Here is a 20,072-nt window from a genome sequence, read left to right as displayed (position 1 = left end):
TCGTGGATTCCGAGGACCTGTCGCACCTCCTTGCCGAGACGACTCGACGACACCGCGTTCCCGGGGCTCAGCTCGCGGTCCTCCGAGGCGGGAGCCTGGTCACCGCCCGCACAGGTGAGACGGCCTCGGGGACGGGGGAACCGGTCACAGACTCGTCGCTGTTCTCGGTGGGTTCGATCACCAAGCCCTTCACGGCGACGCTCGCGATGATGTTGGTGGATGACGGCGAGCTGGCGCTTGACACGCCGTTGCGCGAGGATTGGGACCTGGTCGCGGGCACCTCGGACGCGGAGGAACCTGGCTACACCCTGCGCCAGGTGTTGAGCCACACCAGCGGATTGGCCTGCGACTCGGACGTGGCCGGCCACGACGTTCGGAGCCGAGCCCGATGGGTGGCGGCGCACTGCGGGACGACGAACGTCCTGTTCGAGCCGGGAACGATGTTCTCCTACTCCGGCGACGGGTACGTGCTGCTCGGGCATCTGGTGGAGACCATCACCAGGATGGACTGGTGGGAGGCGGTCGATTCCTTGCTGAACCGACCGCTGGGCATCGCCGCGGCGTCCGTCGTGGACGGCGGAACGCGCCGGGACGTCCGACTGGTGAGCGGGCACGCGGTGCGGTCGGATCCGCGCGCGGTCGTCCCACTCGGCGGGGGTACGGTCACCCCGCTCTCAGCCCCCGAAGGTGGGCTTGGGCTGTCCGCGGCCGACCTCGTGACGTTCGCGCGGCTGCACCTCGACGACGGCGTGGTACCGCGCCTGCTCAACCCTCGGCTGCTCGAGGCGATGCGCCGGGACCACACCGCTGGCCTGACCGTTCGCCCCTTCGGCATGGCCGATGCCTGGGGCCTCGGTTGGGGCCTGTTCCACGGCCCGGGCCCCGAGTGGTACGGGCATGACGGGGCGGCGGACGGGATGTCCTGCCACCTGCGATTCGACCCAACGAGCGGCGTCGTCGTCGCGATGACGACCAACGCGACGACGGGGTATCTGGCCTGGGAGGACGTCCTGGCGGGGCTGGCGTCGCATGGTCTGGACGTCGCCAACCGGTCGGGGACGAGACTGCCGGCGGCCGCGACGGAGGTGCCCACTCCGGTTGGGTGCGCGGGCACCTACGCCAACGGCGGACTGCGGTTCACCATCGCCGAGCGCGACGGCGAGTTCCAGTTGTTGGTCAACGGCCATCCGCACTCACGGCTGACGTCCTACGACGGCCACCGGTTCACGTTGACCGCCATGGACAGCGGTGCCGTCCAGACCGGCCGCTTCCTGCCCGACCCCGGCACCGGACGCGTCCGGCTCGCCCAGTGCCTCGACCGGCTCGTCTTCCGGCGGGAATGATCTGATCCCCGGCGGCATTACCGATGGCGGCGGGCACGGCCGGGTGCCGCACCGCCCGCCCCCGAATCCGGGACCACCGTGCGGCGGCCACCACGGCGCCGGGGATGCTGGGGCAGCGCCGTCGGTGACGGCGCCGGAGGCGAGGAGGAGTGGGCTGGTGGTCATCAACAAGGTGGCGTGGCTGGAGATCGTGGACGGCGCGGTGCTGTGCGCCCGGTCCCGGGGCAAGGAGCTGTTCTACCTGCCGGGCGGCAAGCGGGACCCCGGGGAGACCGATGTCCAGACCCTCGTGCGGGAGGTCGACGAGGAACTCGGCGTCGAGGTGCTGGCTGACTCGGCGGAACACGTGGCCACCGTCGAGGCCAGTGCCGACGGGAAGGCCGAGGGCGTGCTCGTCCGGATGGCCTGCTATCGCGCGGAGCACCGGGGCACCCCGGAACCCCGCGCCGAGATCGAGGAACTGGCCTGGTTGACCTCGGCGGACCGGGAGCGGCTGTCCGAGGCTGGCCGCGCCGTGTTCGACGACCTGCGGGAGCGTGGCCTGCTCAACTGACCCCTCCGGATGGGGTCGGCCGTCCGGCCGAGTGGCGCCGGGGCCGGCCCGGCTCCCGCTCGGAACCCGGCGGTGCACCTCGCCCCGCCCCCCGGGGCGGTCGCCCCTCAGCGGTGGCCCCGGGACGGCCGCCGGACCCCGGCGGGCGGGCCCGCCTCCGCGAGGCGCGGCGATCCTGGCGTGGGCAGTGGCGGTGGGTTGATCAGATCGCCGCGGCTCCGCTGGAGGACCTGCCCCTGACCGGCCCCGACCTGTTCCTCCGGACCGTGCCGCTCGGCGTGCCGCCGGACGAGCGGGACCGGCGCGCCTCCTCGAACCGCGCGGCGAGGATGTCGCCGCTCCGGGCGAGGACGTCACGAGGACCAGTGGGAACGCGCGGCGACGGAGGGCCCGGTCGAGAACTGGCTTACCGGCTGCTGGGTGAGGGGCCGGGTCCGGGTCAGGCGGCCACGGCGGCCGCCGATGTCGTCGCCGGTTCCCGCCGCAGCCTGCGCAGTCTCAGCAGGGTGCGGGCGCCGGTCGCGTAGACGAGCACGCTCAGCCCGACCAGCAGGATGGCGACCGGAACGGGCAGCGGCTCGGGCAGGCGCGTCGCGAACGTCCACAGGGTCCGCGACGCGTCGCCCCCGACGATCAGGATCAACGAGATGACGCCGGAGGCCATCGGTATCCACCCGGCGCCGAGGCACAGCCCGATCGTGACGCGCATCCCGTTCGCGCCCGGCGGCTCGACCAGGACGACCGTGGGCTCCCCCGGCTTCGCGCGGAGGTTCGGGTTCCCGCCCCGCAGTTTCTCCAGCAGCTCGGGGCCGTTCGTCTCGAGCCTGCGGTAGGTCAGCCGCCCGAACAGCCACAGGGCCAACCCGCCGATGAGCAGGCCGAGAGGCACACCCGACCACCGCAGCAGCGGGTCGTCGCGCAACGTCCCCAGGAGCACGACGCCGGCGACCGGCAGGGCGGCCGCGACCGAGGCGCCGATCATGATCCAGACCAGCCCGGTGATGTTGCCGCTGTCGGTGGCGGGGTTCGCGCTGCGGCGGTGGGCGTCGGGCATCCGGATGGGCACCATGACCGACAGCAGCGCCAACAGCCCGGCGCCGGTCCCGATGGAGCTGGCGAGGAAGCCGAGCGCCCACGGCCACAGCCAGCCCTGCCCGTCGACCAGGATCCCGATCACGGTCAGCGCCAGGGCGACCGGCACGGTGACCAGCAGCCACGCCAGCTGGCGCCCCCGCACGTCCACCCGCTCGACGCCCGGGTTCATCAGCGTCAGCCACAGCGCGCTGCCGTCGGCGCTGTACAGGTTCGCCGACGACGCGGCGGCGATGATCACCAGCGCGACACCGGCCCAGGGCAGGTAGGCCGTGACGCCCGCCAACAGTGGCAGCGCGGAGTACGTGATGGCGAACCACAGGGCGAAGAACCAGAAGTACGTGCGCAGCATGTCCCGGGGCCACGTCCGCAGCTCCTTGCCGATGACGGCGCCGAGCCTGGTCGACGGCAACCGGCCGACCAGGGTCCGGGAGGACACCTTCGGGCGAACCGCCGGCGTGCCGAGCGCGCCCGTCACCCGGCGGTGCAGCAGCCTCGACCACAACGCCAGCAGGCCGAGGACGAGTGCGACGAGTGCGACGAGCAGTCCGCCGGCCACCAGCCAGTCGGAACGTCCCGCGGCCTCGACGGCCGCGACTCCCCAGCCGGAGGGCAGCACCCGCAGGGTGATCGGCAACCAGGCCGGCCAGTCCCCGCGCAGCATCTCTGACTGGCCGAGCACGACCAGCAGGACGCCGATGTTCGAGGCGCACGCCACGATCACCGCCCACGGCACGGCGACCAACGCGGCGCCGACCCGGGAGCGCATCGTCTCGCCGACCAGCGCGATCGTGATCCGGGAGAGGAGCACCAGCGTCGCGAGCGTCGCGGGCACGGCCACCAACGCGACCAGCGTCGGCCCGATTCCGAGCCGGACGGCGAACACGACGAGGGCGAGGAACGCGAGCAGCGTGACCGCCGGTCCGATACCGAACAACGACATGCCGAACAGGCCGTTGGCCATCGTCCGCGACGACATCGGGACGCGGGTGAGGTGCTCGGGGCGCAGGTCGTTCCTCTCACCGCCGGCGAACAGCGGGCCGAGGACCCACCCGAGCGTCCACCCGGCGAACACCACCGCGAGCACGTCGGCCGAGATGGCCGCGTCGTTCACCGCCACGACGATCGTGCCCGCCGCGGTCAGCACGCCGAGCACGGCCCCCAGGGCCATCTCCGCCGCGTGCCCTCCGGTCATCGAGTTCCGGAGCATCGCGAGCTTCATCCGGATCAGGACCCCAACCACGAGAGCCCCTTCTCGCCCGGGGTCGACGCGCCGACGAGGCGGACGAAGGTGTCCTCGAGGCTGGCGCCGCCGCGCACCTCGTCGAGGGTGCCCTCGGCGACCGTTCTGCCCGAGGCGATCACCGCCACCTGGTCGCAGAGCATCTCGACGAGCAGCATGGAGTGGCTGGAGACCACCACGGAGCCGCCCCGGCTGACGAACTGCTGGAGGATCGATTTGATCGTCATCGACGAGACCGGGTCCACGGCCTCGAACGGTTCGTCCAGGACCAGCAGGCGGGGACCGTGCAGCAGTGCGGTGGCCAGGCCGATCTTCTTGCGCATGCCGGCGGAGTAGTTGCCGACCAGCGTCCGCTCGGCGCCGTCCAGCTCCATCACCGTCAGCAGCTCGTCGGCGCGCTCGGCGACCGCGCCGGCCTCGAGGCCGTGCAGCAGTCCCAGGTAGGTGAGCAACTCCCGACCGGTCAGTCGCTCGGGCATCGCCAGGCCGTCCGGTAACACGCCGAGCATCGCCTTGGCACGCACCGGGTCGGCCCAGACATCGACGCCGAACACCCGTGCCGTCCCGGCGTCGGGGCGCAGGAGCCCGACCGCCATGGACAGGGAGGTGGTCTTGCCCGCTCCGTTGGGGCCGACCAGACCGAAGAAGGAGCCACTCGGCACCGTCAGGTCCACCCGCGTCACGGCGTCGACGTCCCCGAACGCCTTTCGCAGGCCCCGAACCTCCAACGCGGGTAATCGCCCTCCGACCACCGGCGGTGCGGAATTCTCGCTGCGCTCGTGGGTCATCTGGCCACCAAAGGGGTCGTGGCGGTCAATTCCTGGAAATCCGGCGTCAAATCGGGCTGGGCGCGATTGGAGCGCGTCCATCCTAGCGGACCGGGATTCCGCTCAGTTGGCGGTCGAATGCCCCTGATTCCAGGGGAGGAGCAGGGGGTGGTCCGCCGCGCCGGACAGGCCGGGCACCCTCGGGGCCGGACGGGAAGGGCACCGGCCGCGTGGCCGACGAACGGTGGTCCCGACAGCCTGGACGGGAGCGAACACCGCCTGCCACGCTGTCGATTCCCCTCCTCGGGGGGCGGGACCCAGGACGCCTACCGCGACGGGCCCCTGGCCGACCCGCGTCACCGAGCCCGCCTCGGTGCCCGCGCTGTCCGGTTGTCGGAAAAGCGGCGATGGCGTTTCAGCACATGGTCGGTTCCGCCGCCTTCGCGGAACGGGGAATCGCGGAATGCGGAATCAGTCGGTACGGCATCACCGGTGAGGTAATCCGGTTCGACGAATGTGGTCCTGTCCTGGTGCGCCGAGCTCGGCCCCGGGGGCGAAGGTGTTCTCCCCCGGGACGCCCCACGGTTCGACGCGCCGTTCCTCGGGCGTTCATCGGGACAGGCGGCCGACTGGCGTTCACCGTCGAGGGCCTTTCCCGTGTCCGAGCGTCCCGAGCGTCCCGAGCGTCCCGAGCGTGCGAGACCCGGGTCCGGACGAGGACCAGGACCAGGAGTTCCGGCCACATCCCTCGGGCGGAGGCGTACTCCGGTGAGGCCACGAGGCTTCGCCGACACCGCGTGGTGCGTGACCGCCCCACGGACCGGGTCGGACCGGCCGTGAGCGGCGGAGCTCCGCCACTCACGGCCGGACGGAGGAGGAGCCGGTCGCGACTCACCGGGTGGCGCGTCCGGCGTTCGGGACACCACCCACGGGAGGCGGTCCCGCCCACGGCCACGACGTGCGGTCCTCGGAGTTCAGTTGCCGACGCCGAGGCCGGACATCATCGGGGTCGGGTACCGGTCCCCTCGGGCGGCTCCCGGTGGCACGGCCTCCTCGATCGCGGCGAGGTCCTCCGGGGTGAGATCGATGTCGAAGGCGGGCAGCGCCTCGCCCAGCCGCCCCCGGGTACGGGCACCGACGAGCGGCACGATGTCCGAGCCCTGGGCCGCCACCCAGGCGATGGCCAGTTGCGCGACGGTGCGGCCCTTGGCCTCGGCGACCCGGCGGAGCGCCTCGGCGAGGGCGAGGTTGTGCTCCACGTGTTCCGCCGAGAACCGGGGGAGGAGTGCCCGCATGTCACCGGGTGCGGTGACCGGCGCGGCCGCCCAGTGCCCCGAGAGCAGCCCTCGGCTCAACACCCCGTAGGGCGTCATCCCGATGCCGAGCTCACGCAACGTCGGCAGCACCTCCGCCTCGACCGCGCGGGAGACCAGTGAGTACTCGATCTGCAGGTCGGCGATCGGGTGGACCGCGTGTGCCCGGCGGATCGTGGCCGCGTCGACCTCCGAGAGCCCGATGTGCCGCACGTACCCGGCGTCGACCATGTCCTTGATCGCGCCCACCGTCTCCTCGATCGGGACGGTGGGGTCGAGGCGGGCGGGGCGGTAGATGTCGACGTACTCGGTGCCCAGCCGCGTCAAGGAGTAGGCCAGGAAGTTCTTCACGGACTCGGGCCGGCAGTCCACACCGGTGAACGACATGCCGGGGCCGCTCAACCCCCCGAACTTCACGCTGAGCTGGTAGCCGTCCCGGTCCCGGCCGCGCAGGGCCTCGGCGAGGAGCAGTTCGTTGTGCCCCATCGCGTAGAAGTCACCGGTGTCGATCAGCGTGGTACCCGCCTCCAGGGCGGCGCGCACGGTGGCGATGGCCTCCGACCGGTCGGTGGCCCCGTAGGCACCTGACAGGCCCATCGCGCCCAGCCCCATGGCCGAGACGGTGGGGCCGGTGGTGCCCAGCGTTCGTGTCCGCATCACGATCTCCTAAGTCGTCGTTCTCCCCAGCCTGCGGGCCGGTCCGGGCGGAGGGGAGAGGAGCGTCGATCGTGGGAGTGGCGCTCCCTGGATGGGGGAGGCGGCTCGGGGCAGCATGGACCCATGGACCGCGAGGAACTGGCCGACTTCCTGCGCCGCCGCCGGGCGGCGATCCGCCCCGCCGAGGTGGGCATCGTCGAGGGCGGCCGCCGGCGGACCAGCGGCCTGCGGCGGGAGGAGGTGGCCCTGCTCGCCGGCATGTCGGTGGACTACGTCGTGCGCCTGGAGCAGGGCCGCAGCAGCCAACCCTCGGTCCAGCTCCTGGGGGCGCTGTCCCGGGCGTTGCGGCTGTCCAACGACGAACGGGCCTACCTGTTCCACCTGGCCGGCCACCGCCCCCCTCCGGCGGAGGAGGTGGCGCGGCTGGCCAGGGCCGGGCTGGTGCGCATGCTCGACCTGGTGGGGGAGACCGCGGCACTGGTCGCCTCCGACCTGGGGGAGGTGCTGGCCCAGAACCGCGCCTCGGTGCACCTGCACGGGGACCTCACCGGCTTCACCGGTGACCGGCGCTACCTCGTCCACCGCTGGTTCACCGACCCCGGTACGCGCGACCAGTACCCGCCCGAGGAACGGGAGCACCAGGCCCGCCAGCTCGTGGCCGACCTCCGCGCGACCGCCGGCCGGCGGACCGGTGACCCCGTGGTCACCGGGCTCGTCCACCGGTTGCGGGCGGCGAGTGAGGACTTCCGCCGGCGCTGGGCGGAACATGCCGTGGCCGTCCGGCGCGCCGACCGCAAGACCCTGCTCCACCCCCGGGTCGGCCGCCTGGTGATGGACTGCGAAACCCTGGTCACCCCGGACCAGGAGCAACTCCTGCTCGTCCTCACCCCGGCTGACGCCGACACCCGCAGACGGCTGGAACTGCTCCAGGTCATCGGCGCCGAGGAGTTCCCCACCGGGACCACGGCCGATTCGACCCGGTGACACCCCGTCCCCGCCCGAGGTCGTCGGACGGTGCCCAGCTCGCAGTCGTGCGCCGCCGCCACCGCCGTCGCCACCGACCCGGCGACGGCGACCGCCCGGACCGGAACAGGGCACAGGCGCCGCCGACCGTCCTCCGGGGCGATCCGACCTCCCAGGAGCGGGGCTGGCAGCGGGGGTGGGTGTTCGGAACTGGCGCGACGGTGGTCCACGGTGCGTGAACCAGCCGGGGCCGCGGGGTCGTCCACTCCAGACCGCTGTCCCAGGCCGCGCTCCCCGTGGACGTGGGTGTCGCCCTCGCCGCTCCCGTCGCTGAGGTGCCCCGGGACGTCCACCCACTCCCGGACAGCAGGACGACGCGCCGGACACCGAGCGCGCCGGCCCCGCTCCACGAACTCCCGCGTCAGCGCGGCGCCGTCCCACGGGACGAGGTAGACCGCAGCCGCCCCGGTCAGCACCGGGTCCCAGGTGCCCTGGTCCCACCAGTCGAAGCGCACGGGACCGGGAACGGGCGGCCGGCCGGCACCGGCACCGGCACCGGCACACCAGCATCCCCCAGCAGGGCGTTCCACCCGGCGGTCGGTCCTGCCGGTGGCACCGGTGACGAGAATCGGAGCGACGCCCACGACCTCCAGCCAACCCCCTCGACGGAGAGGGGGAGTGGTCACCCAGCTCGAACCGATGGCTGAGCGCCCACTCTGGTGCGGGTGGGCATCCTCGCGGGAACTGCTGTCCTCGGCGGCCCCGCTGACCGGCCCCCGGCTGATCCTCCCGTATGCGCTCGACGGCGCGGCAGCGTGGACTCCGTGGTTCACCCGCCCGGAACGGGGCTCCTGACCGCACCCCAGAACTGCGCGTAGCGGCCTCCTCGGCGCAACAGCTCGTCGTGATCGCCCTCCGCCACCACCCGACCGCCGTCGAGGAGGACCACCCGGTCGGCACGCCACACCGTGCGCGGTCGGTGGGCCACCATGATCACCGTCCGGCCGACCACCAACCGCTCGATCCCCTCGTGCACGGCGGCCTCGTTCACCGGGTCCAGGGCCGAGGTCACCTCGTCCAACAGCACGATCGGCGCGTCCCTCACCAACGCGCGCGCGATCGCGACCCGCTGGCGTTCACCGCCGGAGAGCCGGGCGCCACCCTCCCCCACCCGTGTCGCCCACCCGTCAGGCAGGCGTTCGACCACCTCGTCCAGTCGCGCGGCGGCCGCCGCCTCCCGCACCTCGGCGTCCCGGGCACCCGGACGGCCCAGCCGGACGTTCTCCTCGATCGTGCCGTCGACGAGGTGGACGTCCTGGGAGACGAGGGCGATCCGCGAGAGCAGCACCTCGGTGCTCATCGCACGCACATCCACACCCCCGACCCGCACCGAACCCGCCCGCACGTCGTGGAACCGCGCGATCAACCGGAGCAGCGTGCTCTTGCCCGCGCCCGAGGGCCCGACGACGGCGATCCTCCGCCCCTCCGGCACCGACAGCGACAGGTCGTCGAGCACGTCCCGGTCCCCGTACCGGAAGGAGACGGACGTGAACTCCAGGTCGTGACGTTCGGGTTCCACCGGTTCCCGAGGTTCCGGGAGCGGCTCGGTGCGCAGCACCGTGTCCAACCTGGCCAACTCGGATCGGGCGGCCCGGAGTTTGCCCCCGGACTCCGCGAGCGACAGCAGCGGGTCCACGCAACGGGCGGCCAACACCAGGATGGTCAGCACCTCGGCCACACCGGTGCCGCCGCCGAGCACGAGGTGGACGCTGAGCGCCAACAGCCCGGTGAACAACGCCTGCACGGTGAGGGAAAGACCGATCGTGGCCGGCAACACCGACAGGGTGGTCCGTCGGGACGCCCGCCGGACAGCGCGCAGCGCGTCGTCGAGCAGTTGGAACCGGTCGGCGGTGCGGCCCCCGGCGCGCAGCACCGGCTGGGCCTGGAGGTACTCGATCACCCGGCTGGTGGCTTCGTGGTCGCGGCTGGCGCGGTCCGCGTCGGCGGCGGTCAACGCCCGACCGGCCCAGCGGTGGATCGCCACGACGACCGGTGCGGCGACCACCGCGGCCAGCCCCAGTTGCCAGTGGACGGACAGCATCACGACGACGACCGTCAGCGGGGTGACCCAGGCGGAGATGAACGGCGACAACAGGTGCGCGGTAACGCCCATCGCGGAGAAGATGCCCGGACCGGCCAGGACGGAGACCTCCCCGACCCGGGCCGCGTCGAACCAGCCGACGGGCAGGCGGGCCAGGTGGCCCCCGAACCGCCGGTACATGCCGTCGAGCAGCAGGGTTCCAGCGCGGAACCCAGCCAGGTCGGCCCGGTAGCGCAGCACGCCGTGCGCGGCGACCGCCGCGCCGAACGCGCCCAGCCACGGCCAGGCCTCGGCGGGTTGGCCCCCGAGCAACGACCGCAACACGGGCAGCACCAACGCGTAGGACAGCCCTTCCGCGATCGCGGCGGCCGTCATCAGGGCGACGGTGCGCCGCACCGGCCGGGCGTACTCCTGGCCCAACACCCGCAGCAGCAGTCGTATCACCGGAACTCGTCTCCTTCGCCCGTCGCCGACCGGTGGAATCGCCAGAACTCGGCGAACCGCCCGTTCCTGGCGAGCAGCTCGGCAGGGCGGCCACGTTCGACGATCACCCCGTCCTCCAGCAGAACCACGGCGTCCGCGCCCTCCACCGTCTCCAGGCGGTGTGCGATGACCAGCACGGTCCGGTCCTTCGCGACCGCTTCCAGGGTCCGGCGAACCGCCAGGGTGGTCGCGGGGTCGGCGAACGCCGTGGCCTCGTCGAGCACCAGGACGGGAGTGTCGGCGAGCAGCGCCCGGGCGATCGAGATCCGCTGCGCCTCACCGCCCGACAGCTCGGTCTCCTCGCCCAGCACCGTGTCGTACCCCCTGGGCAGGCGCAGCACTCGGTCGTGGATGTTCGCCAGCTGGGCGGCGCGCACCACGTCGTCACGGTGCGCGTGCGGCACCGCCAACGCGATGTTGTCCGCGACCGACGCGCGCAGCAGCCGGACGTCCTGGAAGACGAAGGAGATCCGTCGGTGGAGCTCCCGGCCATCGATGTCGCGCAGGTCGACACCGCCGAGGGTGATGCGGCCGTGACCGGGGTCGTGGAACCTCGGCAACAGCTGGACCAGCGTGGACTTCCCGCTCCCCGACGGTCCCATGAGCGCGGTGACCGTTCCTGGCTCGAGTGCCAGGTCGACTCCGCGCAGCACCTCGTGGTCGGCTTCGTAGCCGAACCGGACGTCGTGGAACTCCACCCGGTGCCCGGGGGGAACGAGCGGGTCGGCGGGCTCCGGGAGCGGTTCCACGGCGAGCACGTCCCGGATGCGCCCGACCGCCCGACCGGCAGCCCGCAGGTCGTCCAGTCCGTGGCCGAGGGCCGCCACCGGAGCGGTCAGGCCCAGGCCCAGTAGTGTGAAGGGCAGCAGGTCGGCCGGGGCCAGGCTGCCGTCCGCGATCAGGACGGCACCGCCCGTCAGCACGACCAGCAACACGAAGGGCGGGGACAGTGCCAGCCCCATGCCCGCGGCGGGCCGGGACATCCCGCGCACCCACCGCCCGAACGTCCCGACGAAGTCGTCGACGGACGAGACGAACCGGCGGTGGGCGCCACCGGCCCCTCCGAACGTCCGGACCACCGCGATGCCCTGGACGAACTCGACGACCGAATTCGACAGCCGCCCCATCGCCCCGTCGAACTCCGCCTGCTCCCGCAGCCGGGTCGGCGTCATCATCAGGGGGACCACCGCCAGCGCCAGTACCACCGGCAGCAAGGTGATCAACGTGAGCCGCCAGTCGATGGTGACCAGGTAGACCAGCGACACCAGCGGCACGACGAACGCGGAGGCGAGCTCGCCGGGTGTGTGCGCGATGGCCGGGTGCACCGCGCTGACGTCCTCACCCACCACCTTCGCCAGCTCGCCAGTCCGGCGCCGCGCCAACCACCCGAGCGGTACCCGCCCCAACCACGCCGCCAACCGGCGGCGGAACGACAGCTGGACCTGGTCGTCGAGCACGTGCCCGATCCCGGAGGACATGGCCGTGAACACCAGCCGGACGAACAGGCCGACCGCGCCCACGAGCACGACGAGCCGCAGGTGGCCGGGATCGGCGGGGCCGGGGGACAGCAGGACGCGACCCAGCTCCACGACCGCCAGCAGCGGCACCAGACCGGCCACGTCCCCGACGGCACGCAGGACGGCGACGGCCGCGAAACCTCCGAGGTGGGGGCGCAACAGCCGTGCGACGCCCCGCCCCGCCGGTTCGGAACCCGAGGGCGGGGCCGGTTGGACGCGCGTTCCGTCGGTATCAGCGCGGGTCATCGAGCACCTCCCCACGGGGTCCTCCCAGCGCCAGCCGGGGCCGGGACCTGGGTGGCCGGAGGCGCGCGGTCGCCCCGGTCACACGTCGGAGCTGGCCGCCGCCGTGCCCGGGCAGGACCCCGCGCGGCGACGGCGGCGGCGCGGACGAGGATGACCGCCTGGGCTGGTCGGTTCGGGTCTCCCCGGCCGGCCGATGCCGTCCCCGCCGGGAACCTCGGGTGGCGCACCGGTCCCGGACGTCCACGGTGTCCTCCGCCGCGGCGTCGCGATCAGCGCGGTGACACCCGCACCGATCGCCGGCCCGGTGCTCGGCGGCGATCCCCGCTCCGACGCTGACGGCCGGCGCGACCCCCAGGGCCGACGGTGGCCCTGCCACCTCGGTGTTCACCCGTTGCTGACCGGCGGGCGCGTGGGGGAGCGGCGACGGTCGGGTGCGGCACGAGCCGTTCATGCGGTCAGGGCGCGACGCAGGGCCCCGCAGATCTCGGCGATCTGCCGCTGCGAGATCTCGGCCGACAGGATCGCCTGCGAGCCGTGGAAGGTGCCAGGCCACTGGTGCAGCTCGACCGGGACGTTCGCCCGCAGGAGCCGCGTCGCGTAGTCGATGTCCTCGTCACGGTTGGGGCAGAACTCGGCGGCCGTGATGTGGGCGGGAGGCAGCCCGGACAGGTCGGTGGCCCGCGCCGGGGCGAAGTAGGGGGAGGGGACCGAGGTCCCCAGGTAGTGCCGCCACTGGCGCCCCACGGAGTCCCGGGTCGCCCACGGAGTGTCGGTGAAGTTCCGCTGCGACCACGTCAGCTGCCGGTCGTCGAGGGCGGCCTCGTTGAGCAGTTGGAGGCGGATCGGCGGCCCCTGCTCGTCCCGCGCCCGCAACGCGACCCCCGCGGCGAGGTTCCCGCCGGCGCTGTGCCCGCCGACCGCGATGCGGTCCGCGTCGAAGCCCCGCTCGGCGGCATGCTCGGCCGCCCAGGTCAGCACGGTGTGGACGTCGTCGAGGGCGGCGGGGAAGGGGTGCTCGGGAGCGAGCCGGTAGTCCACCGAGATCACCACCGCACCGGAGCCCTCCGCGAGCCGACTCGCGAAAGGCTGGTCGGAGTCCAGGCCGCCCATCATCCAGCCGCCGCCGTGCAGCCAGAGGACGACACCCTGGGCCTGGTGCGGTCGGTAGATCCGCACCGGCACCCCCGGGTCACCGGGCACGGTCAGGTCCTCGATGACCATGCGGCTGGTGTCCGCCGCCGGTTTCGCGGCGGCCAGCTCGGCGTAGGTCCTGCGCGCGGCGGCCACATCGGTGACGTCGAGGCGCGGGAGGAGCGGGATGAATGCTTCCAGTTCCGGGTTCACGGCGACCATTCTCGGGATCGACGCCGTCACGATCACCCGCCGACCGTCGCGCATCCTCGCCGATCACGCGACGATCGTCGCTACCCTTCCGGCATGGAGGCACTGGCCGAACGGCTGTCGCGACTGGACTCCCGGGCTGAGGGCGCGATCCGGGTCGTGATGTTCTACGACACGCTGATCCGCCGGAGGGTCGACCTGCCCGCGCTCGCGCGGGCCTCGGCCGGCCTGGCCGAATGCGTGGCGGGCATCCGGCTGCACGGCACGGGTCGGACGGTTCGCGTCGCCCCCGACGGCCGGTCGGCCTCCGACCCGACACCGGCGTCCACCACGGTGCCGATCACCCTCGATGACGAGGAGATCGGAGTGGTGTGGTTGGAACGGACCGGCGCTCCCGGCCCACTGGACGACGCCCTGCTGGAGCGGTTCGCGATCGCGGTGTCGGCCGTCGTCGAGCGGTACGAGCCAGCCAGGACGACGATGGCCGACCCCGCCCTCGTCGAGCTCGCGATCAGCTCCGGCTGCGATGAGGCGGGCAGGGCCAGGGCGTTGCGGCTCATGGGGTTCGGTGGCGCCCCGCCGATTCACGTGATCGCCGTCAGGTCGTCACTGCCGCTCGACCAGATCAGCGCGCTCGTATGCCCGGGCCGGCTGGTGCGCGCGGCGACGCTCGGTGACGTGGGCGTCCTCCTGGCCACGACCGTGGACCGCGCCCGGTTCCCGGCGGGTGTCCGCGCGGGCATCGCCGCCGCCGCGAACCTCGACCAGTCCTGGCGGTGGGCGCGCACCGCCCTCCGCTACACCACTCACGCTCACCCCGTCGTCCACCACGACGACCTGGGGGCGTTGGCACTGTTCGCCCAGCTTCCCGACGAGGCCCTGCGGGACAACGTCGACGTGGCGGCGGTCGCCCGGTTGGCGGCCCGTCCCGAGGATCTGGAGACGCTGGAGGCCTACTGCGCCAGCGGTTCTCTCCGTCGCGCGGCCCACCACCTCCACCTGCACCACAGCAGCGTCGCCCGCCGGCTCGACCAGATCGGCGGCATCCTGGGCGTTGATCTCACCGAGCCCGCCGGAGTGCTGCGGGCCAGGCTGGCCCTCATCGCGCTGCGACTGCTCGACGGGTGAGGAGCCGTCTCTCCCGCCGCCGGAGCCGTGGGCATCGCGGGCACGGGCGACCGGGGGTGGAACACGTCGGCCGAAGCCAGCGGCCCTCCCTCCTCGGGGCGCCCACCCCGCCGGCCACGCCCGACGCGGTGTCCCCGCCCTGGACCTGTCCCGAGCCAGCCGGCCCGTCCGGTCGAGGGGGCGCTGCTGGCCCGGCCCGGTCCGCCGTCCGCGCGGCTCCCCAGGAACACGCGTGCGGCGTGCCCGCATTCGACGCGGGCACGCACTCGCTCTCCGCCCCTCACCCATGCGACAGGACGTCCATCGGTCATCTGGTCCCAGCCGATGCCTGAGCGTCTACTCTGGTGCGGGTGGACATCCTCGCGGAACTGCTGTCCTCGGTGCGGGCGCACGGTGCCCTGCTGGCCCGCGCGGTGCTGGACCCGCCGTGGTCGGTGCGTTTCGACACCGAGGCTCCGCTGTCCCTGGTGACCCTGCTGGACGGATCGGGGTGGATCACCCCGGTCGGCGGGGCACCGATCCCGCTGGCGCCGGGCGACATCGCCGTCCTCACCGGCCCCGCCTCGTACACCGTGTCCGACCCACCGGACACCCCACCGCGCCTGGTGGTGGTCGGCGACGTCGAATGCCGGTGGGCGGATGGCACCCCGTTCGACACCGACGCCCCGGCCGCCACCCGAACCTGCTCGGTCGACCCCGGCGGCTCCACCCAGCTGCTCACCGGGGTCTACGACGGGCGCACCGGGGTCAGCGACCGACTGCTGCGCGCGCTGCCCCCCGTCCTCGTCACCCGCGACGAGGACCGCCACTGCCCGGTGCTCGACCTGGTCTCCGAGGAGATCGTCACTACCCTGCCCGGGCACCAGGTGGTGCTCGACCGCCTCCTGGACCTGCTGCTCGTCTCGACGCTCCGCGCCTGGTTCGACTCCCACCCCGACCAGGCCCCGCACTGGTACCGGGCGGCCGCCGACCCCGTGGTCGGCCGCGCGCTGCGGCTGCTGCACGAGAACCCGGCCGCCCCATGGACGGTCGCCACGCTCGCCCACGCCTGCGGCCTCTCCCGGGCCGCGTTCGCCCGCCGGTTCACCGCCGGCGTGGGAGAACCACCGATGAGGTACCTCGCGGAGTGGCGGGTGTGCCTGGCGGCGGACCTGCTGCGGGAGACGGAGTCGACGGTGGCGACCATCGCCCGCCGGGTCGGCTACGCGGACGCCTTCGCGCTCAGCGTCGCGTTCACCAGGCTCCGCGGGTGCAGCCCCACCGCCTACCGCCGCGCGGTGGCCACCGCCTCCCCGCCGGTGCCGGCGGGCGCACCGGTCGGGTCGCCACCAGGAGGCGGGGAGGGCCTCGCCTCTCCCGTCGGCACCGTCAGTCGTGGCGAGGCACGGGTACCGCGCGGACCGGGGCCCGGAGCACGTCGGTCATCCCGCCCGTGAACCGCCACCGCCGCATCACCCCGTGGAACTGGACGGCGTGCCCGCCGTAGGTGTCGGGGCGGTCGACGGGCCGGCCCTCCCCGTTGTAGGAACCGGGGTGCAGGCCAGCAGGTACTCCTGGTCCATCGAACCGGAACGGCGCACCTCCTCCACCCAGGCCACCTCCGCCTCCGCCGTGGGTTCGACGTACCACGCCCCGCTCCGCTCGGCGGCGTCGATCACGGCGGCCAGGTGCCGGGCCTGCTCGTCCAGGCTGTGCGAGAAGTTGATCGACATGCCGTTCTGGGAGGGGCCGAGGAGGAAGCAGTTCGGGAAGCCGTGGCTGTAGAGGCCGTGCAGGGTGCGGACACCGTTCCGCCAGTGCTCGGACAACCGCACGCCGTGCCGACCTCGGATCCAACCGCCGAAACCCGGTTCGTAGGGCGTGCCCTCGCTGAACCCGGTCGCCAGCACGACGCAGTCCACGGCGTACTCGACGCCGCCGCTGACGAGGCCGTGCTCCGTCGCCCGTTCCACGCCCCGCCCCCGGGTGTCCACCAGGGTGACCGTCGGACGGTTGAAGGTGGCCAGGTAGTCATCGCTGAAACCGGGTCGCTTGCAGAACTGCCGGTACCAGGGTTTCAGGGCCTCGGCCGTCTCCGGGTCGCGGACACAGCGTTCCACCCGGGACCGGAGGTGGTTCATCCGCCGGAAGTCCTCCAGTTCCATGCGCTCCGCCGCGTCCCCCTCGGGTTCCGAGCCGTGGGGCCAACCCGGGGAGGGGCACCCGCAACGACCGGAACAGCTCCGTCCACCCATCGGCCACCAGGTCCTCGTCCTGGTCCACGCCGCACACCACGGCGGTGAAGTTCTCCTGCCGGCGACGCTGCCAACCGAGGGCCAGCGCGCCCGCCCACTCCGGGGAGGTGGGACGGTTCCCCCGGCTGTCGACCGCCGCCGGCGTCCGCTGGAACACGTACAGGTGACCGGCGTCCCGCCCCAACGGGGGGATGCACTGGATGCCGGTGGCACCCGTTCCCACCACCGCGACCCGCTTGTCAGCCAGCCGGGTCATCGCCGTGGACGGCCCGCCGCGGTGTAGGCGTAGTCCCACCGGGCGGTGTGGAACACCCGACCCCGGAACGTGGACAGGCCCGGGATCGAGGGGAGCCGGAGCTCGCGGAACGGTCCGGTCGCCACCGCCACGTACCGGGCCCGAACCACGTCGTCCCGGTCGGTCAGCACCGTCCACCGCCGTTCCTCCTCGTCCCAGCGCAGCTCCGTGACCTCCGTCTGGAAGCAGGCGTCGCGGTACAGGTCGAACCGCCGACCGATCGCCCGGGCGTGCTCGAGGATCTCCTCGCCACCGCAGTACTTCTCGCTGGGCAACCGGCCGGTCTCCTCCAACAACGGGAGGTAGACGTAGGACTCGACGTCGCACTGCGCTCCCGGGTACCGGTTCCAGTACCAGGTCCCCCCGAAGTCGGCGGCGCGGTCGACGATCCGGATGCGCCGCGCACCGCGTTCCCGGAGGCGGGCGGCGAGGAGCAGACCGCCGAACCCACCGCCCACGATCAGGGTGTCGACCTCGTCCCGCAGCGGCGGCCGGTGGAACGCCGGATCGGCGTGCGGGTCGGCGGCGTGGTGCGCGAGGGGACCTGTCGGTGAGACGTACGTTCTGCCGGCGGCGCGCAGTCGGCGGTCGCGCTCGACGCGATAACGTTCCCGGAGCCGGGCGGGATCCGTTTCCGTCGCGCGCTTTTCGCTGCTCCCCGTGGGGGAGGATGTTGGTCCGGTCATCGTTCAACCCGTCCTCGTCGTGAACCGGGCACGGAAATCCGACGTCGACGAACGAGGAATGTCGGTGTGCCCTGGTGTTCCCCTGGCGCGGACGGCTGTTGACGGTGACACCCGAACACCCGCGTGCGGCCCGTCCCCGCAAGGGGACGGGAACGGCGGATCGCCCATTGATGACCTGGTCGGAGCGGGTGTAGGCCGTCCGGTCCCACCGAGGCTAGCCGGGTAGGCGCTCCCCGGTCCCGGTGGCGCTCGCCCCGAGGGCGAGCGGTGGTCCCCCATTCCGGAGGTGCCGGTTCCGCCGGAATATTTCCGGTACCGCCGGTGAGCGGGACAAACGGGGTGCGGGGTGCCGACAATGGTGTGGAGGAACCGTGGGCCCGTTCCGTGCGGCCCCACTGCTCTCGACCGGAAATCGAGTTCGGCGTGGGGCTGGTGTGGTTTCCCTTTCACGGTGGGAACGGCGGAATTCCAGGACCGCCGCTCGACCCCGGACCACCCACCGCCGGGCGGGCGTGCGTTCGACCGAGCTCGTCACCGACCACGGTGCCTCACGCGGTCCTGCCCGAAGGCTCAGGGGAGGTCGACGCGGTCGGCGTGCTCCTCGGCGGCGAGGAGTTCGTCCCCGTGCTCGTCGATCCACCGCGCCAGCGCCCTCAGCGGACCGCGCACCAGGCTTTCCCCGAGCGCGGTCAACCGGTACTCGACGTGTGGCGGCGCCGCCGGGAGGGAACGGCGTCCGACCAGTCCCTGGCGGACGAGCCTGCGCAGCGACTCGGTCAGCACCTTGTCGCTCAGCCCGCCGATCGCCCACCGCAGGTCCCGCCGCCGCTGGGCGCCCTCACCCAGCGCGACCAGCACCACCGGGTCCCAGCGGTGGGTGAACAGGTCGGTGGCGGCCCGAACCCGGCAGTCGGCCTTCAGCTCGACGCAGTGCGACTGGTCCGCGCGTGTCATCGGACCATTCTCGCCCCTGGTCTCCTACCGATCGGTGCGCGTCGCGATCCCTACCGTCCATCCCGTACTACCGAGGACACGGCGGAGATCGGAGTGGAGCGATGAGGATCGGGATCCTGGGCACCGGCACGATGGCGTCGGCGCTGGGCGCGGGTTGGGTGCGGGCCGGGCACGAGGTCGTGGTCGGAGGGAGGTCGAGGGACAGGGCTCGGCGGCTCGCCCACGGCCTCGGCGGCTCGCCCACGGCCTCGGCGGGACGGCACGGGCGGCCAGTCAGCGCGAGGCGGTCACCGGGCAGGAAGTCGTGCTGCTCGCGGTGCCCTGGGCCGGTGCGGCCGACGTGGTGCGCGAGGTGGGCGGGCCGACCGGAACACTGGCGGGAACGACGGTGATCGACCCGACCAACCCGGTCGACTTCACCACCGGGGCCCTGCTCGTCGAGCCGGGCGAGTCGGGAGCCGGCCGGCTGGCGGCACTTGCCCCGGGGGCGCGGTTGGTCAAGGCGTTCCACCTGTTCCCGGCCTCGCGGTGGCCAGTGGCGCGCGACGGCGGCGCGGCGCCAGCGGTCGCGATGTGCGGCGACGACCCGGTCGCGGTGGAGCGCGTCGCCTCCCTCGTGCGTGACCTGGGTGGGGTGCCCGCCGCGCTGGGACGGCTCGACCGGGCCAGGCAGCTGGAGGAGATCGCCGGTTTCGCCACCAGCCTGGCGCTCTCCGGAACCGACCCCCGCTCGGCGTTGCCGAGCCTGCCAGCCTGACGACGGACGAGACGGGGAACCCATCTCGGGCCTCCCACCCCGGACGACCCCTGGGACGCGCCGGGCCGCACGTGGTGGCTTGCCCCGGGGGCGGGCCCGTCGACGAGCGCCCCCGCCGAGCCCGGGCGGGGGCGGCTCCGCCGGACCGGGCACCGTGCCCCACCGGGGACGATCACCGGAGCAGCGGCCCGCTCCACGGCCGAACACCACGGGGCCCGTCGAGGTGCCCGAGACCCCTGCCGACGCCCCTCCCGCCCGGAAACCGACGCTCAGCGGCTCGACCCACCCGGAGGTGCCACGGCCCGAGCCCCGGGTGAGGCCCAGCGCCTGCCGCGCGCGACGCACCTGCCCTTCGCGGCGTCGCCTCCCCCGGACCGGCGACGACCATCGCGCGCCCGG

General features: G+C 73.3%; 15 protein-coding genes and 1 pseudogene. 7 read left to right on the top strand and 9 right to left on the bottom strand.

The window, feature by feature from the left end:
• The first annotated feature begins 2 nt into the window (after window positions 1–2).
• Both C1701_RS01030 and C1701_RS01025 read left to right on the top strand, forming a co-directional pair.
• Entirely contained in the window at window positions 3–1,343 is a 1,341-nt protein-coding gene (locus C1701_RS01030; RefSeq protein WP_051713456.1) for a serine hydrolase domain-containing protein, read from the top strand.
• A gap of 157 nt (window positions 1,344–1,500) precedes the next feature.
• The gene (locus C1701_RS01025; protein ID WP_103055339.1) at window positions 1,501–1,896 is read left to right on the top strand and encodes an NUDIX hydrolase; all 396 of its coding nucleotides are present in this window, start codon (window positions 1,501–1,503) and stop codon (window positions 1,894–1,896) included.
• Between the two features lie 439 nt (window positions 1,897–2,335).
• On the opposite strand, the gene C1701_RS01020 is transcribed toward C1701_RS01025, so the two are convergent.
• The 3 genes from C1701_RS01020 to C1701_RS01010 form a co-directional block, all read right to left on the bottom strand.
• Window positions 2,336–4,231 (bottom strand): hypothetical protein, encoded by a 1,896-nt coding sequence (locus C1701_RS01020; protein ID WP_051314332.1) that lies wholly within the window; start codon window positions 4,229–4,231, stop codon window positions 2,336–2,338.
• Window positions 4,216–5,019: an ABC transporter ATP-binding protein gene (locus C1701_RS01015; RefSeq protein WP_051314331.1), complete on the bottom strand. Its 804-nt coding sequence runs from the start codon at window positions 5,017–5,019 to the stop codon at window positions 4,216–4,218. The genes C1701_RS01020 and C1701_RS01015 overlap by 16 nt, the downstream gene beginning before the upstream one ends.
• Before the next feature lie 953 nt (window positions 5,020–5,972).
• Window positions 5,973–6,968, bottom strand: coding sequence for an aldo/keto reductase (locus C1701_RS01010; RefSeq protein ID WP_026420405.1), 996 nt, complete (start codon window positions 6,966–6,968; stop codon window positions 5,973–5,975).
• 123 nt (window positions 6,969–7,091) lie between these two features.
• On the opposite strand from C1701_RS01010, the gene C1701_RS01005 reads away from it, so the two are divergent.
• On the top strand, window positions 7,092–7,952 hold the full coding sequence (locus C1701_RS01005; protein WP_026420404.1) for a helix-turn-helix domain-containing protein: 861 nt from the start codon (window positions 7,092–7,094) through the stop codon (window positions 7,950–7,952).
• An 808-nt stretch (window positions 7,953–8,760) separates the two neighbouring features.
• Here C1701_RS01005 and C1701_RS01000 read toward each other — a convergent pair.
• The 3 genes from C1701_RS01000 to C1701_RS00985 form a co-directional block, all read right to left on the bottom strand.
• The gene (locus tag C1701_RS01000) at window positions 8,761–10,476 is read right to left on the bottom strand and encodes an ABC transporter ATP-binding protein (protein ID WP_103055338.1); all 1,716 of its coding nucleotides are present in this window, start codon (window positions 10,474–10,476) and stop codon (window positions 8,761–8,763) included.
• Complete coding sequence (locus C1701_RS00995) at window positions 10,473–12,278, bottom strand: ABC transporter ATP-binding protein (protein ID WP_103055337.1); 1,806 nt, start codon at window positions 12,276–12,278, stop codon at window positions 10,473–10,475. Before C1701_RS00995 ends, C1701_RS01000 begins: the two co-directional genes overlap by 4 nt.
• Before the next feature lie 447 nt (window positions 12,279–12,725).
• Complete coding sequence (locus tag C1701_RS00985) at window positions 12,726–13,658, bottom strand: alpha/beta hydrolase (RefSeq protein WP_337662054.1); 933 nt, start codon at window positions 13,656–13,658, stop codon at window positions 12,726–12,728.
• A 57-nt stretch (window positions 13,659–13,715) separates the two neighbouring features.
• Here C1701_RS00985 and C1701_RS00980 point away from each other — a divergent pair, with 57 nt between their 5' ends.
• Both C1701_RS00980 and C1701_RS00975 read left to right on the top strand, forming a co-directional pair.
• Complete coding sequence (locus C1701_RS00980; RefSeq protein ID WP_103055335.1) at window positions 13,716–14,747, top strand: helix-turn-helix domain-containing protein; 1,032 nt, start codon at window positions 13,716–13,718, stop codon at window positions 14,745–14,747.
• Window positions 14,748–15,097: 350 nt separating this feature from the next.
• Window positions 15,098–16,030 (top strand): annotated as a pseudogene (locus tag C1701_RS00975) (cupin domain-containing protein); the annotation flags it as partial.
• 168 nt (window positions 16,031–16,198) lie between these two features.
• Here C1701_RS00975 and C1701_RS27005 read toward each other — a convergent pair.
• The 3 genes from C1701_RS27005 to C1701_RS00965 form a co-directional block, all read right to left on the bottom strand.
• Complete coding sequence (locus C1701_RS27005) at window positions 16,199–16,891, bottom strand: hypothetical protein (RefSeq protein ID WP_337662053.1); 693 nt, start codon at window positions 16,889–16,891, stop codon at window positions 16,199–16,201.
• Window positions 16,892–17,233: 342 nt separating this feature from the next.
• Complete coding sequence (locus tag C1701_RS27000; RefSeq protein ID WP_337662052.1) at window positions 17,234–17,962, bottom strand: NAD(P)-binding protein; 729 nt, start codon at window positions 17,960–17,962, stop codon at window positions 17,234–17,236.
• A 570-nt stretch (window positions 17,963–18,532) separates the two neighbouring features.
• Window positions 18,533–18,916, bottom strand: coding sequence for a winged helix-turn-helix transcriptional regulator (locus C1701_RS00965; protein WP_026420403.1), 384 nt, complete (start codon window positions 18,914–18,916; stop codon window positions 18,533–18,535).
• Between the two features lie 101 nt (window positions 18,917–19,017).
• On the opposite strand from C1701_RS00965, the gene C1701_RS28070 reads away from it, so the two are divergent.
• Window positions 19,018–19,308 (top strand): NAD(P)-binding domain-containing protein, encoded by a 291-nt coding sequence (locus C1701_RS28070; protein WP_308208835.1) that lies wholly within the window; start codon window positions 19,018–19,020, stop codon window positions 19,306–19,308.
• Window positions 19,221–19,673, top strand: coding sequence for an NADPH-dependent F420 reductase (locus C1701_RS28065; RefSeq protein WP_443098141.1), 453 nt, complete (start codon window positions 19,221–19,223; stop codon window positions 19,671–19,673). Before C1701_RS28070 ends, C1701_RS28065 begins: the two co-directional genes overlap by 88 nt.
• Window positions 19,674–20,072: the final 399 nt, after the last annotated feature.

It is taken from the genome of Actinoalloteichus sp. AHMU CJ021 (assembly GCF_002895405.1).
In the GTDB taxonomy this organism is placed as follows: Bacteria; Actinomycetota; Actinomycetes; order Mycobacteriales; family Pseudonocardiaceae; genus Actinoalloteichus_B; species Actinoalloteichus_B caeruleus.
Note: the sequence above shows the minus strand (reverse complement) of the source record. Positions and strands in the feature narration are given on the sequence as shown.

Bases quoted from the DNA above. Each gene is read 5' to 3' on its own strand.
- C1701_RS00965 (WP_026420403.1), bottom strand. From the start codon at position 18,916: ATGACACGCGCGGACCAGTCGCACTGCGTCGAGCTGAAGGCCGACTGC.
- C1701_RS28070 (WP_308208835.1), top strand. From the start codon at position 19,018: ATGAGGATCGGGATCCTGGGCACCGGCACGATGGCGTCGGCGCTGGGC.
- C1701_RS01005 (WP_026420404.1), top strand. From the start codon at position 7,092: ATGGACCGCGAGGAACTGGCCGACTTCCTGCGCCGCCGCCGGGCGGCG.
- C1701_RS01010 (WP_026420405.1), bottom strand. From the start codon at position 6,968: ATGCGGACACGAACGCTGGGCACCACCGGCCCCACCGTCTCGGCCATG.
- C1701_RS27005 (WP_337662053.1), bottom strand. From the start codon at position 16,891: ATGGAACTGGAGGACTTCCGGCGGATGAACCACCTCCGGTCCCGGGTG.
- C1701_RS00995 (WP_103055337.1), bottom strand. From the start codon at position 12,278: ATGACCCGCGCTGATACCGACGGAACGCGCGTCCAACCGGCCCCGCCC.
- C1701_RS00980 (WP_103055335.1), top strand. From the start codon at position 13,716: ATGGAGGCACTGGCCGAACGGCTGTCGCGACTGGACTCCCGGGCTGAG.
- C1701_RS27000 (WP_337662052.1), bottom strand. From the start codon at position 17,962: ATGACCGGACCAACATCCTCCCCCACGGGGAGCAGCGAAAAGCGCGCG.
- C1701_RS01015 (WP_051314331.1), bottom strand. From the start codon at position 5,019: ATGACCCACGAGCGCAGCGAGAATTCCGCACCGCCGGTGGTCGGAGGG.